The organism is Kitasatospora sp. NPDC048540 (assembly GCF_040651175.1).
Lineage (GTDB): Bacteria > Actinomycetota > Actinomycetes > Streptomycetales > Streptomycetaceae > Kitasatospora.
In genome coordinates this window covers 33,858-49,977 of the sequence record NZ_JBEZIR010000058.1, presented here as the reverse complement: position 1 = coordinate 49,977, position 16,120 = coordinate 33,858, and the positions used below count along the sequence as shown (strand labels likewise).

General features: G+C 68.2%; 11 protein-coding genes. 2 read left to right on the top strand and 9 right to left on the bottom strand.

Translation table 11 applies throughout. From position 1 onward, the window contains the following. Positions 1-322: 322 nt before the first annotated feature. Both AB0D08_RS22535 and AB0D08_RS22530 read right to left on the bottom strand, forming a co-directional pair. Positions 323-2,248, bottom strand: a complete 1,926-nt coding sequence (locus AB0D08_RS22535) for a hypothetical protein (protein WP_359891042.1) — start codon at positions 2,246-2,248, stop codon at positions 323-325. A gap of 69 nt (positions 2,249-2,317) precedes the next feature. Continuing rightward, entirely contained in the window at positions 2,318-3,181 is an 864-nt protein-coding gene (locus tag AB0D08_RS22530; protein ID WP_149037861.1) for a hypothetical protein, read from the bottom strand. Between the two features lie 1,115 nt (positions 3,182-4,296). On the opposite strand from AB0D08_RS22530, the gene AB0D08_RS22525 reads away from it, so the two are divergent. Then, the gene (locus tag AB0D08_RS22525) at positions 4,297-5,475 is read left to right on the top strand and encodes a putative adhesin (RefSeq protein WP_359891039.1); all 1,179 of its coding nucleotides are present in this window, start codon (positions 4,297-4,299) and stop codon (positions 5,473-5,475) included. A gap of 126 nt (positions 5,476-5,601) precedes the next feature. Here AB0D08_RS22525 and AB0D08_RS22520 read toward each other — a convergent pair whose 3' ends face one another. Continuing rightward, positions 5,602-6,903 carry an amidohydrolase gene (locus AB0D08_RS22520; protein ID WP_359891037.1) on the bottom strand — a complete coding sequence of 434 codons (1,302 nt, stop codon included), beginning with the start codon at positions 6,901-6,903 and terminating at the stop codon, positions 5,602-5,604. 155 nt (positions 6,904-7,058) lie between these two features. Here AB0D08_RS22520 and AB0D08_RS22515 point away from each other — a divergent pair, with 155 nt between their 5' ends. Further along, entirely contained in the window at positions 7,059-7,220 is a 162-nt protein-coding gene (locus AB0D08_RS22515; RefSeq protein WP_033817651.1) for a thiazolylpeptide-type bacteriocin, read from the top strand. Positions 7,221-7,283: 63 nt separating this feature from the next. On the opposite strand, the gene AB0D08_RS22510 is transcribed toward AB0D08_RS22515, so the two are convergent. Genes AB0D08_RS22510 through AB0D08_RS22485 form a run of 6 tightly spaced genes read right to left on the bottom strand, consistent with a single transcriptional unit; the run spans position 7,284 to position 16,116 of the window. Then, positions 7,284-9,254, bottom strand: a complete 1,971-nt coding sequence (locus AB0D08_RS22510; protein WP_359891033.1) for a TOMM precursor leader peptide-binding protein — start codon at positions 9,252-9,254, stop codon at positions 7,284-7,286. Then, positions 9,251-10,006 carry an ABC transporter permease gene (locus AB0D08_RS22505; RefSeq protein WP_033817984.1) on the bottom strand — a complete coding sequence of 252 codons (756 nt, stop codon included), beginning with the start codon at positions 10,004-10,006 and terminating at the stop codon, positions 9,251-9,253. The genes AB0D08_RS22510 and AB0D08_RS22505 overlap by 4 nt, the downstream gene beginning before the upstream one ends. Further along, positions 10,003-10,926 carry an ABC transporter ATP-binding protein gene (locus AB0D08_RS22500; protein ID WP_033817985.1) on the bottom strand — a complete coding sequence of 308 codons (924 nt, stop codon included), beginning with the start codon at positions 10,924-10,926 and terminating at the stop codon, positions 10,003-10,005. The genes AB0D08_RS22505 and AB0D08_RS22500 overlap by 4 nt, the downstream gene beginning before the upstream one ends. Beyond that, on the bottom strand, positions 10,923-12,194 hold the full coding sequence (locus AB0D08_RS22495; protein ID WP_359891030.1) for a M50 family metallopeptidase: 1,272 nt from the start codon (positions 12,192-12,194) through the stop codon (positions 10,923-10,925). The genes AB0D08_RS22500 and AB0D08_RS22495 overlap by 4 nt, the downstream gene beginning before the upstream one ends. After that, positions 12,191-13,282 carry a lantibiotic dehydratase C-terminal domain-containing protein gene (locus AB0D08_RS22490; RefSeq protein ID WP_359891027.1) on the bottom strand — a complete coding sequence of 364 codons (1,092 nt, stop codon included), beginning with the start codon at positions 13,280-13,282 and terminating at the stop codon, positions 12,191-12,193. The genes AB0D08_RS22495 and AB0D08_RS22490 overlap by 4 nt, the downstream gene beginning before the upstream one ends. After that, entirely contained in the window at positions 13,279-16,116 is a 2,838-nt protein-coding gene (locus AB0D08_RS22485) for a lantibiotic dehydratase (protein ID WP_359891025.1), read from the bottom strand. Before AB0D08_RS22485 ends, AB0D08_RS22490 begins: the two co-directional genes overlap by 4 nt. Between the last annotated feature and the right edge of the window lie 4 nt (positions 16,117-16,120).

Genomic DNA, 16,120 nt, shown 5'->3' with positions numbered 1-16,120 from the left:
ACTGAGAATCGTACGACGCGCCTGCACTCCCCATGGGGGCGCGCATGCCAGGGGACGTCCCCGCTGGCTCCCACACGCCGGCGGACGCCCGCTACAACCGGCAGGCTCACGGCTCACAGGTTCCTGAAGGTGGCACAGCGATGACGGCCGTTTCGCTGACAGGGAGGCCACGGCGCGAGGCCGCCGGAGCGGACGGTGGCCGCTCAGACGAAGGAACGGGCCCCGGTCAGGACCGCCGATCAGGCCACCAGCAGCAGCTCACGGACGGGTGACACCCAGGACTTTGCAACCGCCCTGGGGTACGGGTTGATCGCCGATCCGACTAACTTTCATCGCTGTCGTCATCCTCACTGTCGTCCACTTGGCGCGGCTGCTCCACGTCGAAGTCTCCGCCGGACTCAACCCGGACGAGCTGCCATGAATTGTCGTACGAAGATTTCTCCAGAAAGTAATCCGGCGAACCGGCGAACTCCAGCAGCCGGCCGCCCTCCCTGAGCCTCAACCGCCCCCCATTCGTCAAACAATAGAGGAAGCCTTCCAAGGAGATCACATCCCTGCGGTTACCATAAATCTTGACGAAGATCGGAGCACCTCTGTACATGAGCCGGCGATCCTCCGGCCTGACCTCGACCTCCGCCCCGGCAACCCTCACGACACCCGACACCGGATCCGGCCTGCGCACCGGGCCGCCTTCTTCTTCGCCACTCCCGGAGGCGCCATCTTTATCGACCTGACCAGCGCTTATGCTGACCTCATCGCTGCTGGTCTCGTATTCCACGCGGGGAGGCTGCTCCACGTCGAAGTCTCCGCTCGAATCAACCCTGACGAGATTCCATGAATTGTCGTACGGATATTTCTCCAGAAAGTAATCCGCCGAACCGGGGAACTTCAAAAGCTGCCCGCTCTCCCTGAGCCTCAACTTCGCCGCATTCGTCAAGCAATAGAGGTACCCCTCCAAAGAGATCACGTCCCTACGGTTACCATAAATCTTGGCAGAGATCGGAGCATCCCTGTACATCAGCCGGCAGTCCTCCGGCCTGACCTCGATCTCCGACCCGGCAACCCTCACGACACCCGACACCGGATCCGGCCTGCGCACCGGGGCGTCTTCTTCGCGATGATTTTCGTGGATGCCGCTTTCGTCGGCATGGACGGCGCCGTCACCGATCACCTCCTCCGCCTCGTCGTCTTCCTCGTCGGTGGTGTCGTCATAATCCGGGCCGGGTTGGCGATCCTGATCCAGGTAGGTCCCGGACTCGTCCACGAGGACCCAGGTGTCGTCACGGTCGAGCAACAAGAAATACCATTCACTCTCCTTGAATTTCAGCGGCTCCCCTCCGAGCAGCAGCGGATTAAAGCTGGCGCCGGCAATACCGCTCATCCTCGACAGGATGACACCGTCGTGGACGACCACCTCCGCCCGCCTTCCCCGCTCGGACGACCTCACTTCCTTCCCCTGGTAAGAAAGGCCGTGGGCGCGATCGAACGTCGTCGCCCTCTTCTGCAGGCGCTCCCCGCGAACCCGCATCATTCCGGATTTCATCTGTTCTTCGCCGGAGAAAAACCTTCCGACCTGTCCGGCGAGCTCGGACGCACCGGTCATGAACTCGGACATGTGCGCCTGTACCGTGTCGGAGAATTCTGCGGCCAGCCGCTCGGCTGCAGAAGGCGGCGGCTCGGGCCCGCGTTCGGCGACGTCAGTCTCCCCGCTGGTGGTATCGCTTTCCTCATCGGCCTGCGGAACCAGATATTCCGGAAAGAGCTCCCCGAATTTGTCTGTGAGCATCCAGCGGCCGGACCTGTCACGCTGCACGTGATACTGCCGGTCCGGATCGAAGGACAGAGGGGAATCACCCTCGAGCAGCGTCCTGGTCCAATATTTTGTGCCAAGAGAATGCGCTGCAACGATTTCTCCGTTGATTGTGCAGGCCTGTGCCTTGCACCACACGTCGGCCCAGACCGGCTCCCCCCGGTAGAACAGCCTGCCATCTTGATTCATCAGCCTGACGGGCTTGACGTCCTCAGGGAGGCCGTCCAGAACGCTCGTGAGACCGGCCTTGATGCTGAGAACTCCGCCGACCACGGATTCCAGCCGCCGTTCTTCGCCGTCCACGATCTCGACGACATCGCCCATCGCACTCAGATCTTCCAGCAGAACATCCAGTTTTCCGATTATTCCCCTGATCGTTTCAGTGCTCCGCGGAGAAGCCTCGAACTCCTCCTGGAGAGCGCCGATCCGCTCACTCACCGACTTGGTTCTCGACTGGCCAGCGCCCACTTCTCACCCATTTCCGCCAGTATTCTTCGGCCGATTCCGTCAGCGGCCGATCTCGATATCCGAATAGACTTTCTTGACGCTGTCAAGAAACCTGTCCACCGCTTCGCTCATCTGATCTATCGTTTCCGCCGGTGGCGCGGCGATGCGTTCGAGGAATGCCGCTGTCACCTCCTCCTTGATTTTTTCACCATCGGCCTGCCGGGATGCGCACACGTCGTCCCATATTTCCGAGAGCTCACTGTCCGACGGGCGCTCGCCCAACTCTTCCGACAGAGTTGATACGACGGCCTGGTAGATTTCCTGTGCCATCGGCGAATTACCCGGGCCCGGCAACCGTTCGATCTTGACACCGCAGGCCCATTCGATATACGCCCGTGCGTAGTCGACATCCCACTCCTGCGACTCCCGTGAAAATTTTTCGAACCGTTCGAACTGGCCTCTTTCCTCGGCAACGGCTCCGAGCGGTCCGAGGACGGCGTCCCCCCAGGACTCCCACCTCCCGTCCCAACTCGGCCGAAGATCTGCCAGGAGCCCCCACCAAGTGCCGTCGTCGGCCTCGTCTCCCCATTCGACCCAGCTGCTCCCGTCCCAGCAGAACGTCCCCTCCTCATGTACCGCAAACATGCTTTCCCAGTCCGTATTGATGTACGGATCTGGCCAGCGGAGGATGTACGCGTGCTTCTTTATGAGTGCAGCGAGGTCGTCCCGCCCCGCCGGAAATTCCTCCGACCTGATCCGGGCCAGGAACTCCTCGACATAGCTGTCGACCGGATCCCCGGATGTGGACACCTTGAATGCGAGGGCGCTCCAGGGATCCGACAGATCGACGTCCGGTGAATCAGGCGGGGGATCCGGTAGATCCCAGCACTGAACCGCTCGAAGACACCATGTGGTCCACTCCATCTCGCCTCCTTCGTAGCGCTGCGGTCATTCCGGCCTGGGGCTGATGAATTCCCGGCCCGCCGGCAGTTGCAATGCAACGGATGTGCTGCAGGATCAGCCACAAGACCGAGGGACCACGGGACGGACAAAGCACAGCCCACCGTCAGATTCGCACCGGTTCGGCCCGGAGAGATTCTTGTACGGCTTTTATTCCGGGTAGGAATGCGGACCCGGACCGTTGCCCAATGAGGCTTTTCATTGCCTGCCGGAGCCGGATGAGCCATGCAGCGCTCAGTGCCCGCGAAGTCGTGGAAAGCCCCAGGATCGTCCCTGGACCGGTTATCCTCGGTCGACTGTCGGGACGGTCGCTGCGGACAGCTCGATGAGGTCCGGGGCCTCGAGGGTCATCAGGGTGAGGATTCGGCGCCGGGCCGGGTGGTGTCCGGGAAGGGAGAGGCCGTCACCCCGGCGGGGCTGCACCGCTGGACTGTCGGTGGCGGGACCGTGCGGGCGTGCGGGAGCACCGCCGCCGAGAATCGTCACCACACGGCAGACTTCGCGCCGGGCACAGAGAAGCCGTCGGCGCCAGGAACACACCGACGGCGTCCCGGGGGCAGCCGGACGCGATTCCAGCGCCGGCGAAGACTGGTCCTGGCCCATTGCGCACCCCTTCGTGTCGCATATGTGAACGGAGAGCCGGTCACGGATACGGTCTCTCCGATGCTTAAGAGTGACAGACGCCGGGCGATGGCTAACCTGCGAAGAGGCAGCAGGAAGGCCGGAACAGTCAGCCCGAAAGGGCAATGCGCACGCCGGCCCTTGCCGACACGCAGGGACGGGGACGGATAAAGGGGCCGGCAGAGAATCGTGCATCAATCGACCGGTACCAGATCATGGGGTCGATTATGCCGGCCCTACGGCATCACGCGTCTCTACCGCATCCCACGCCGGTCTGCCATCGCTCAAGCTCTCGCGCTGAGCTTTGAAGAGTCCTGCCCGATCGGGCTTGTTCCTGGAATTTCCAAGGCATCTCCGACGTCCCGCAGAGGCACTCCAAAGTGCAGATATCTCACATGTGCGGATGCAACAATGGCATCCCGCACCTTAGCATGTCGCGACAGGAAATGAGTATCCTCATGACCATCTGGGTAGCCTCGCATGGCACCTTCGACGCCAACGCTCAGCCGCTCATCACATTGCCTGACGGTTGGACGCTCTCCACATACACGGACCACGGGACGGTTCTGGAGAAGGTCGTTGGATATGAGGTCGCCCGCCGAGGCCTGCCCCCGGACCCGGATCACGTCCACCGGGGACCGGTTGAAATTTCGAACTATAATATTGGCGCCCTCACCCTGGTCGAGGCCCTCGACTACCTCACCGTGAAATCACCGCAAATACGGCTGAAGCTGGCCGGCTACGATTTCGACGCACCGCCGGGGACCGCGTTGTGTCAGGGAACCGCAGAGAGCTGCACCGCGAGTGGCCACACGTGTACCGGCATTCTGGGCAGCGCCGGCCCCCTCGCTTCGACCGGGGACAGGGACATTCACTTGATCGCTTGCCTCGAGCCCACGGTCGACGGCAAGCGCCTGGCTCATGCTGCACTCATCGTGACCGAGACCTTGCCCGGCGAGAACAACGCCGAGTGGTTCACAGCGCTCACACAGAGCCAGGACAAGTGGCTGGCCAACATGATTGCTTCCGTGCAGGACATGGGTGCCCGGAGAGAGATCATGGCGGATTTCGAGCGTTTGAACGAGGAGGATAAGGTGCTTCTCCTCCAGAGGGACGCCATCAGGAAATTCTGCTACGGCCACTACGGCGCCGAGTTCCTCCTTTCCACAAAAGAGGGAGGAGAAAAGCAGCACGGAAAGATGTCCTTCCATCGCTGGCTGATGTCACTCGATGAGTCGGAGCGAGATCTGTACATAGCCTCGGACAACCCGGTTCCGGACGGAAGGGACGCCTACTGGGAAATTTACAGATGGTTCGCCGAATTCGCAGCAAATCCCGAGCTGGCCTGGAGCAGTCTCGAGGAGATCGATAGAGCGTCACTCCGGGAAGGGAACTACGACCTTGTGAGGGACGAGCAGATGCGCGATCTGCTGAAATCCTTCCAGCTGACTGCCGCAAAGCTCGACATCAAGGCCGTCTACACGCCGCCGGCGCCAACAATCCAGGGTATCTACTTCGACGAAAATGCGACTACAATACCCGAAGATACTCCGCAGCCCAGGTACTACTACACGCCAGATTCAGATGAGAATAGCACCCCTGACGATTCTCAGGATGATTCGCAGTATGACGATTGAGGCAGAAGGCCCTGGATCTTCCTTCAGTGCTCCGCCCGCTATCGCCCGTGACGGCCGTTGTCCCCTGCTGACTCGCCGGCCGGGCCCCTCCGTGGATCCCGCATCCCCGGTAGCGCCGTCGTCCGCTCACCGTTGGTGGATCGAGGACAGCGCGGCCGCGGCCATGGCCGAGATTCCCGTGGGCAGGGAGAGCCGGAGGTCGGGGGAGAATTCCGGCGAGTGGTTCGACGGGAGGCGGCTGATCTTCTCGGGCGCCGTGGTTCCGGGTGCCGCGGCCCAGTGCCGGGGGGCGACCGTGCCGAGCATCCAGTAGGCGGTGCGGATGCCGGTCACGCCGTGAATCCCCGTCCCGGCCTCCCCGAGGAGCGCAAAGTCCTCTGCTCCCATGGACAGTTGCCAGTCCGTCACCGCTTTCGCTCCGAGCACTTCGCTGTGGGCGGCGCGGACCGTGCGGGTGACGGCCGGGTGGGGGACGTTCGCGGGAGAGCGGGAGACCACCGTGATGTCCGGCTCGCGGGCGCAGCCGGAGGCGGCGCACTCCGCCTGGACGATGCGGTGCACGGCTCGGCCCACCCGGTTCAGCACCTCGTCCGAATAGCCGCGTGCCGTGATCCCCAGGGTGGCCCGGTCGGGTATCACGTTGCTGGCGGATCCGGCGTGCAGTGATCCGATGGTGAGGACGACCGGCTCGGCCGGACCGGTCTCCCGGGAGACCACGGTCTGCAGGCGCATGACGATGGCGGCGGCCGTGACCACCGGGTCGACGGTCAGTTGGGGGGAGGCTGCGTGTCCGCCGGTGCCGTGCACGGTCACCTCGAAGGTGACGCTGCCGGCCATGACCGGTCCGCGGCCGTGTGCGACCAGGCCGGCGGGGAAGCTGGCGGAGTGCTGTGCCAGCGCGACGGTGGGCGGGTCGAATCTGGTGTAGAGGCCGTCCTCCAGCATGGCCCTGGCACCGCTGAGGGTCTCCTCCCCCGGCTGGCCGACGACGAGGACGGTGCCGTGCCAGTCGTCGGCCAGCCGGGCCAGGACCGTTGCCGCTCCCGCTGCCGCGGCCAGGTGCAGGTCGTGTCCGCAGGCGTGCATGACCGGAACCTTCTCGCCGGACTCGGTGGTGCCGAAGACGGTACTGGCGTAGCTGAGACCGGTGCGCTCGGTCACCGGCAGGGCGTCGAGTTCGGCGCGGATGAGGATCACGGGTCCGTCCCCGCGGTGGAGGCGGCCGACCACGCCGTGTCCCCCGATGCCGGTGCTGACGGTGTAGCCGGCCTCCGCGAGCCAGATGGCGAACTGCTGTGCGGTGCGCCGTTCGTGGCTGGAGAGTTCGGGGTGGCTGTGCAGGTCTAGGTAGAGCGCGGCGGCCGGGACGAGGACGTCGGCGGTGGCCGCGTGGATCTTCTGCACCGTGGCAGGTCCGAGTGGGGTCATCGCGGGTTCCTCCGTGCCGGTCGGTGGGAGTCGTCGGGGGGTGTGTCATCGGGTTGTCAGTGAGGTTCGGGGGGATCCGTCAGCGGCGGCTGCTGGACTGGTAGTCACAGGTGACCTGTACGGGACAGCGGGTCACGATCCGAGAAGGAGGCACCATGGCAGCCAAGTCCGACCTCGCCACGCTGGCCAAGGAGATCCTGGAGCTGGAGTCGGAGACCTTCGAGCTCTCCGACTACACCGACGCGACGGAGATCGAGCTGGCGTCCTCGACCAGCACCTGCTCCTCCACCACCAGCACCACCAGCTGCAGCGCCTGACCGTCCTGCCGCGCGTGTGCCCCTCGGGTCGGTGTCGTCCGGCCCGGGGGGCTTCGCATGCCGTCACGGGAACGGGTGCGGCACACGGCGGATCTCCTCGTCGGACAGGTCGGTCGTACGCCGTCCCGCACGGCGGAAGGCGGTGCGCAGCCTGGGCATGGTGAGTGCGCGCTGGCGGTGCCAGCCGAAGTCGATCGGTAGCAGTCCGGGGACGATGGTGGCCACGGTCCGCAGTCCGATGTCCTGCTGTTCGGGGGTGGTCTGGTCGACGACGATGACGTCGTGGCCGGCGCCGGTGAGGTGGTCGAGGCAGAATCCGAGGTCGTCGAGGAGGTCGTCGGTGCGGGGCCTGATCCGGGCCCAGTCCCGGTAGGTGTCGTGGACTGTGCGTCGGGCGGCCGGGGCCAGGTAGGTGTCTGCGTGGCGGGCCATCCGTGGGAGTCCGAACAGCCGGGCGTGGTCCGGTAGGTGTCTGACCAGGGTGAAGTCGTCGGCCATGGCCTGGAGTTCGTCGTGGTGGTCGTGGACCTGGCGGGCGAGGTGCGGGATGTAGGTGAGGACTTCGGCGAGGGCCGCCGTGATCGCCTGTTCGGGGTCGAGGGCGGCGCCGGCGGCGAACGACAGGTGTCCCGGGCCGCCGTCGTGGCGAACGGCGAGGCCGGTGACGACGGGGATCGGCAGGTCGGCCCGGCTGTCGAAGGCGTGGAGGCGGTAGCCCTGGAGGGCGGCGCGGTCGGCCATCGCCCGGACCGGTCCGGTGGTCAGGCTGCGGAGGTCGATCTCGGTGGCCTCGGCTGCGCCGTACCAGTGGAGCAGGAAGGCGTCGCGTTCGATCAGTTCGAGCAGGCCGTGCAGGATCGCCTCTTCGAGGCAGCTGCCGGTGGCGCATCCGTTGGAGGATTCGAAGACGAAGTTGTCGGAGCTGAGTTCCGCGCTGTAGTGGGCGAGGCGGACCGGGACGAGGAGGGGGCGTTGGTCCCGGAGGGAGTAGCCCCAGATCCAGGGGATGGTGGCGGCCGGGTCGAACGGTCGGACGTGGGGGTCGTCGCGGTAGGTGTCGGGGGTGTAGCTGCCGCAGGTGCGGGGGTCTAGTGCGGCGTCGTGGAGGTGGTCGTAGGAGTCCAGGACGGGGCGGGTGCCGCGTCGTTGGTGGGTGCCGGCGTACCGTTCGAGGCCTTCGAGGAGCGCGAGGCGGCGGCTGGTGGTGTAACTGTTGCTCTGGCCGCTCCAGTTGACGTCGGTGAGTCCGGCGTAGCCGCGGACGAAGGCCGCTCCGGAGACGGGTGCGGTGGTGGGGGAGGTCAGGTTGAGGTGGGTGCGGGGGCCGAGCGCGCCGCAGACCGGGTTGGCGAGGGCCTGTTCGGGGAGGGGGAGGCTGGCGGCAGGCCGGAGCCGGTAGGTCTCGGGGTGGGGTTTGGTGCGTGAGGTGAGGGTGATGCGGGCCTCGTCGGCGTGTTGGGGTCGGGGTTCGGTGCAGGCGGGGCAGATCGGGTCGGGGAGGATGGGGACGGTTCGGGTGTGCAGTGTCGTCAGGTCGAGTTCGGTGACCCGGGGCCGGGGCGGGCCGTGGCGGGTGTGGTCGGGGTGGCGGGGCAGCAGCCGTGCCTGGTACAGGGCCCAGACGGCGTCGAGGACGTAGGCGGGCAGTGGCGGGCGTCGGGCCGTTGCGCGGGTCTCGGATCCGTTCTCCAGGGCTTCCCGTTCGGAGCGCGATCGCAGGCGCTGCCGGCGCAGGGCGAGGCAGTTGCCGCAGGCGGTCGGTTCGGTGCCGCGGTCGTCCCAGGGGCCGATCAGGATGGTGTCGGCGGTGAGGTGGACGTTGGCGCGGCGGCGAAGGCTCCGGTGGGGTTCGTCTTTCGGTGGTGTGCGGGCGTCGGTGGTACCGAGTGTCGCCACGCGGGGGGCGGGTGCCGGCGGTCCGGGCCGGTGGGTGAGGGCGAGGCGTTCGTCGAGTGACTGCTGGAGGGTGTCGCGGGCCAGTGCCCACGGGGTGTCGTCGGGTGGCGGGTGGTGCGGTGGCCGGGGTGCGGTCATGGCGTGTCGCTCCACTTGAACATCCGCAGTGCGGCGGCGCTCAGCAGGAGGGTGAAGAGCAGGAGGGCGCCGCAGGCGGCGGCGGCGTGCTGGTAGTCGGTGCGGCCCGCGATCGTCCGGGTGAGGCCTTCGTTGAGGTAGCGCAGGGGCAGGACGGTGGACAGGGTGCGGATCCAGCCGGGCAGGGTGTCGAGGGGGATCCACGATCCGGAGAAGAAGGCCATCGGCATCATGACGAAGTTGGCGAGGGCGGAGACCGCTTCCGGGGTGGCGGCGATCGAGCCGATCACCAGGCCGAGGGCGAGGAAGGTGGTGATGCCGGTCAGCAGGACGGGGATGGACAGTGGCCAGTTCGGGCCGAGGTGCAGGCCGAAGGCGGGCAGGAGGGCGACGCCGGTGAACAGGAGTGTCTGGAGGGCTGCGGTGGTCAGGGCCGTCGTGTAGCGGGAGAGCGCGAGGGTGCGGCCGGTGGTGGGGGTGAGTCGGATGAGACGCAGGAGGTCGTCGCGTCTCCACTGGACGAGGGTGAAGGCGGTGCCGAAGACGGCGGCGTTGGCCAGGCCCCAGGACAGGACGCCGGGGGCGATGTGGGCGATGGCGCCGAGCCCGTCCGCGCCCGGTTGCTCGTCGCGGAAGATGGTGCCGAAGATGGCCAGGAAGATGAGGGGGAAGGCGAAGGTGAAGAAGAGGGTGGTCTTGTCGCGGTAGGCGGTTCGGTGGGCGGCGCCGGTCAGCGCGCGGTAGGCGCTCACGGGGTCGGCTCCGGTGCGGTCAGGGTGAGGTAGACGTCTTCGAGGGTGGCGGTGCGGGTCTGGACCTTCTCCAGGCCGACGGTCGCTGCGAGGCGGGCCAGCACCTCGCCGGCGCTGCGGGTCTCGATGATCACGGACATCCCTTCGAGGGCGGCCCGGTCGACCCCTGCGATGTGTTCGGCCGCTTCGACGGTGATGCGGTCGGCGGGGACGGTCAGGCGGGTGGGTGCTCCCAGGGTGTCGAGCAGCCGGTCCGGGCGGTCCAGGGCGGCGATGCGTCCGGAGCGCAGGACGGCCACGCGGTCGCAGAGGGCTTCGGCCTCGTCCAGGTGGTGGGTGGTGTAGACGATGGTGCGGCCCTGGGACTTGAGGGTGCGCAGGACGCTCCACAGGGAGCGCCGGGCCTGCGGGTCCAGGGCCGCGGTGGGCTCGTCGAGGAAGATCAGCTCCGGTTCGTGGACCAGGGCCGTGGCGATGGCCAGTCGCTGGCGCTGGCCGCCCGACAGTGCTTCGACGCGGGTGTCGGCGCGGTCCGTGAGGCCTGCCAGGCGGAGTGCGCGGTCGGCCGCCGCGTGGTCGAGCCGGTAGAGGGCGGCGACGGTGCGCAGGTGTTCGCGGGCGGTGAGCCGGCTGAAGAAGGCGGATCCCTGGGTCTGTACGCCGATCCGCGGGAGGAGGTCCCGGTTGCGCGGCCAGGGGTTTCGGCCGAGGACGGTCACGGTGCCGGAGTCGGCCTGTCTGAGTCCTTCCATGATCTCGATGAGGGTGGTCTTGCCCGCGCCGTTGGGCCCGATGAGGCCGAGGAACTCCCCGCGTCGTACCTCCAGGGAGACGCCGCTCACCGCCGGGTGGTCGTGGTAGCTCTTGTGGACGGCCTTGAGGACCAGTGCGGGTGCGGTGCCCGGGGTCTGCTCGTTCATGTTGCCTCGGCTTCGGTCGTCGGTCGGCGGTCCGCCGACGCGGTGGCGGCGGCGGTGGGCCGGTGGCGCCGGCGGGCGGGCAGTGCGGTGAGCGTGAGGAGCAGCAGCGGCAGGCTCGTGGGGGCGGCGGCCGTCCAGGCGCCGTGGTGCGGGGCGAGGGCCCGGTACCAGGCGGCGGACCAGAGAACGGCGGCGCCGGTGAGGGCCGTCAGGGTGCCCAGGCCGTAGGCCGTGTACACCGCGCGTGCCCGGCGGGGGTAGGGCGTGAGCCGGGCCGGGGTGTCGCGGCGGAGTGTCGTGGTGATCCGCAGGGCGAGGTAGCGGCGGCTCTCGGCGGCGAGCCGGTGGACGCCCAGGGCGTGGCCGATCATCCTGTAGCCGTCGAACGGGGGCAGCGGGACGAGGTTGACGAGTGCCAGCGCGCTGCCCGACAGCAGCAGTGCGGAGAGTGCGGGCCAGGCCTGGCTGGTGGACGGCAGGGTGGTGCTCACGGCCCAGAACGGGAGCAGGACGAGGAGGTTCATGACGGTTCCGGCTGCGGCGGTGGCGACCTGGTGGCGGCGGGTCAGGAAAGGGAGGTCGTGGATGTCGCAGTAGGCGATCACGACGGGCAGTCGCCATCGCAGTCCCATGCTGCCCGCCTCGGCGCCGAAGCGGCGGGCGGCCAGGGCGTGGGCCAGTTCGTGCAGCGCGGAGCTGATCCACAGCGCGCATCCGACGGCCACCAGGGCGGCGGGCTGGTGCAGGAGCCGGCCGCTGCGGTGGAGGTGGTCTCCGAGGTGGGCGGCGATGGCCGTCTCCATCGTCAGGGCGGCCAGCAGGAGCGGTGCGAGGATCCAGGGGCGCAGGGCGAAGCCGGTGGTGCGCAGCAGGCGGTCGGTGAGTGCGGTGGTGTCGGGGATGAGTTCGAGGGTGCCGGACAGTGGGGTGTTCTTGGTGGTGGTGGGTGTGGGGGCGGGGTCGGGTGCGCCGGCCATCAGGCCTCTGGCCCAGAGCAGGCGCAGGAGTTGTGCCCAGTTGGCGTCGCCGAGGGCGCGGCCGAAGTGCTGTGCGTACTGGTGGCCGATGTCGCCGAGGGTGTGGTGGCCGTCGAGTCGGGTGATCAGGAAGTGTTCCCGTTCGCCGAGGAGGAGGGTGCGGCGGCTCCGGCCGGTGCGGACCAGGTGGACGGTGGTGGTGCCGTGGAGCAGTGGGCCGCTGAGTTCGATGTCGTGGCGTAGGGCGGGGCGGTGTGCCGCGAGCTCGCTGGGTGGGGTGTCCGCGGTCATCGGTCGCGGTCCGTTCCGGTGGTGGGTCTCGGTGGCCGGTGGTCCTGGAGTGTTCGGTACAGGACGTAGGAGAGGTAGGCCTCGTCGCGGATGGTCATGTGTAGGCGGTTGTTGGTCATGTGCATGTAGGGGAAGAGCAGGCGCAGCAGGGCTTCGTCGGGGTCGGTGATCCGCTGGTCCCGGCTTCCGTCCCGGGAGCGGAAGACGAGTTCTCCGTGGTGGGCGAGGTCCGTTGCACGTTGGGCCAGTTCGCGGCAGTGGGCGGCCCAGTCGCGGAGGGTCGCGGGCAGCCGGTGGGTCTCCCGGTGCCGGATCGCGTCGAGCATGGCCTCGAACCGGGTGTCGGCGCCGGTGGGCAGTCTGGCGTAGCCGCTTTCGTACTCGTCGCCGCCGATGAGGTCGGTGCCGGCGAAGGACGTGTGCCAGAAGCGGTGGTAGGAGTCCAGGTAGTCGATGACGTCCTCCCGGTCGCGCAGGAAGGATGCGGCCATCACCAGCATCAGTTGGGCGGCGGTTCCCAGGGTGACGGTGCGCAGGTGGAGGTTGAGCGTGGCGAGTGCGCCGATGACGAGGTCGCTGGAGTGTTCGAAGTGCCATTCGGCGAGTGCCACCCCGGCCGGTCCGCCGTACTTGCCGTATTCGGGTTCGTAGGGTTCGAAGCTGGCGGTGTTGTTGGGGCGTAGCCGCATGCGTCCGTCGGGTGACTTGAGCTGTTCCTGGTCCTTGTCGGGGTATTCGAGGCCGAAGAGTGTGTTGTACATGTCGGCGCGGAATCCGGAGGCCTCGACGTCGTAGAGGGCGGGGCGGGCGCGCAGGAAGTCGTCCACGGCGTGTCTGGAGCGGTGTCGTATCTCGTCGGTGGCGTCCGGTGTGGCGGGTTTGAGGCGCAGGCGGACATGGGGGCCTTCGAGCCAGTAGTTGATGAAGAAGTAGCCGCTCAGGAGCTTTTCGTCGCGCAGGCTGCGGATCAGGGGGTGGACGCACTGGAGCAGCAGCGGGCGGGGGTTGGCGGCGTAGAAGACGTGCAGGGCCTGCCAGGGGCCGGCGGGATCGTCGAGGTCCGTCGTGCTCGGGGTCGGGGCGGTCATCGGTCTCCTTCGGGTCGGCCGGTGGTTCGGGTGGGTGCGGTGGTGGTGAGGGTCTGCACGACCAGTTCCGCGATGTGGTGGCCGCGGCCGGAGCGGGTGAACAGGTCGTCCTCGTCGGGTAGCGCTTCCTGGAAGTAGGCCTGGCCTGCGGGTTGGTCGAGGAGGGCGTCGAGGGCGTTGAGGGCGAGGTGGCTGTCGAAGTCCACGTACTGGGGTTTGCCGTGCGGGGTGCGCCGGCGGGCGCCCGCTGGGGTGTCGGGGGTGCTGACCCGGACGTAGACGCGTGGTGGCAGGCCGTGGTCGTGGCGCCAGCGTTGCCAGGCGAGGTACCAGGTGGCGTCGGTGGTGCCGGGGCCGCGGGTGGGCAGGGTGGTCAGGTCGGTCTGCCAGGTGCGGCGGCTGAGCACGATGTGTCCGCAGCGGATCCGGGGTCGTGCGGTGACGCCGTCGTGGTCGGGGGCGTGGGGTATGCCGGCCCAGATGTCCAGGGGGATCATCCAGGTCGGGGACAGCAGGAGGAGGGTCTGGGGGATCTCAGGGAGCATCTGGGGGGCGAGGTAGCCGAAGTACACGGGGATCACCTCGCGTCCGAGCCGGGTCGAGCGCAGCAGGAGCCGGTCGGATGCGGGGTCGTGCTCGATGTGGAGGTCTTCGACGTCGATCCGGTGCTCGGGCGGGGCGGAGCTGACCTCACCGGTTGAGACGATCTCGTAGTCGGTCAGCCGGCCGTGGAGGTTGAGGTTGGTGGTGGCGAATCCCCCGGTCAGTTCGGCCAGTACCGCGCCGTGCGGCCCGGCCTCGGCGGCGGCACGCCTCAGCCGGGCGGACAGGTCGCCGTCGGCGGGGGCGTCGGGGGCGTCGCGGGCGTCGGGGGCGTCGAAGCAGTGGGTGAACCTGCTGAACGGGAAGGCGAGTCCGCCGTAGGACTGGTTGAGGACGACGTGGGGATCGCCGGTGCGGGCGACGGGCTGCAGGAAGTGGGTCCTGGGGTTGAGGAGCGGCCCGGTGCCGCGGAACAGGTCGGCGACCGCGGTGAGCGCCGGCGTGCTGAGGCGGATCTCCTCGTCCTCGCCGTGCCGCTCCCACTGTTCGCGCAGCATGCGGGTGAACGCCTGCCGGGCTTGGTCGAGTGCCGTGATGCCGGGCAGGTGCAGCCAGTTGGGCTCGGGGGTGTAGGCGCCGTCTGCGTCGAAGGGTGTACGGCGGTCGGCGGCCGTCAGGTACTGCTCGAAGAAGTCCTCACGGAATTCGTGCACCAGTCTGATGAGGTCGTCACAGCGTCCGCCCGCTCCGTAGCGGGCCAGGAAGAAGCCTTTGAAGGTGATCCGGTGGGCGATGGTCCGGTCGAATACCCGCAGGACCCGTTCCACGGCGTACAGCGATCCGGTCAGTCCGCCGTCCTGGCCGGGGGCGGGCGGGAGCGGGTATGCGGCGGTTTCGGGTCCGGCTCTCACGTCCTCGAACAGGAGTGACCGGGGCAGGGTCGCGGTGTCGTCGCCGAGTTCACGCTGGATCTCTTGGAGGGCGGTCCGTAGGTCGGCGAGCAGGTGTCCGCGCTGGGCCGGACCGGCCGAGGGATACCGGTCCACGCAGGAGATCGGTCCTTCGAGGCGGTCGGCCAGGGTTCGTGCCCAAGGCCGGTCCACGGTGCGCAGGGCGGCTTGGAAGTCCCGCGCCGGGTCGGTGCTGTGGACGTCGACGGCGAGGCAGGGGACCTGGACCAGGCCCAGTTCGGTCAGCGCCCCGAGGTAGCGTTCCGCTTCCTCGGGCCGGGCCTGCTGGTCGCGGCACAGCCAGTGGGACAGTTCCCGGTAGCGGATCGCGGGGTGGTGGCGGAAGAGTTCGAGCATCCGGTGCAGCGTCCCGCTGCGGCGCAGGAAGAAGATCCGGTCGGAGGCGGTGTCGAAGGCGACGGCCGCCGTGTCGTCGCCGGTGGCGATCCGGCGGCGTACGTAGCGGATGTGGTCGTCGTTCTCGGTCCATCCGGCGGCCGGGCTCACGGGGAGGTCGTCGCGCCTGTCGCGGTCGGCGAGGACCGAGTCGGCGAGGCGGGCGAGGACCACGACGTTCAGCCGGGGGTGGCTCGACCATCGGTCGGCGATCTGGATGACCGGTGGGGCGGCGGTGTCGGCCGGGGACGGCTGCAGGTCGCCGACGGCGACGCCGGTGAAGGTGCTGAAGGGGCTGGTCTTGCAGGCCATGCGGTAGACGTAGGCGGTGAGGGAGCGTTCGATCTTGCGTCGGCGCCGCTCCGGTGGGCGGTGGGGGCCGTCGTCGAGGAAGGCGTCGAGCTGCTGGGCGAGTACGGGTGAGGCGAGCTGGAGGCCCGCGCGGAGCCGGGGCTCTGCCGCCAGGTGGCGCAGCTCGGTGCGGGTGCGGTCGAGGTCGGCGGCGAGGACGGCGGGTCCCCGGGCCCGTAGGTCCGCGAGCCCGGTGAGGTCCGCTGCCCAGTGGGCGATGTCCTCGGCGATTCCCGCTGCCCGGCTGTCGTGGAGTGCCGGGATGTCCAGGTGGCCGTGGGCCGGGCGGCTGTTGAAGAGCTGTCGGCGCAGCCGGATGAGTGCGCGCCGGGCGTCGGCGTCCTCGGTTGCTCCGATCAGTGGGTGCAGCCGGTCGCTGAGTGCGGCGCCGCGGGCGGCGAGCCGGTCCTCCTCCCGGATGACGTGCGCGGCCCACCGGCTGCTCTCGGTGCAGCGCAGCCGGCGGGCGGCGTCGATCGGCAGGCCGGCGACGCGGAGCATGAACTGCTGCTGGAGGGCCCAGTCTTCGCCGGGATCGGCGCCGGGTCGGGGCGGCTGGGTGCCGGGTGCCCGGTCGGCCGTCGGTGCGGTCATGGCC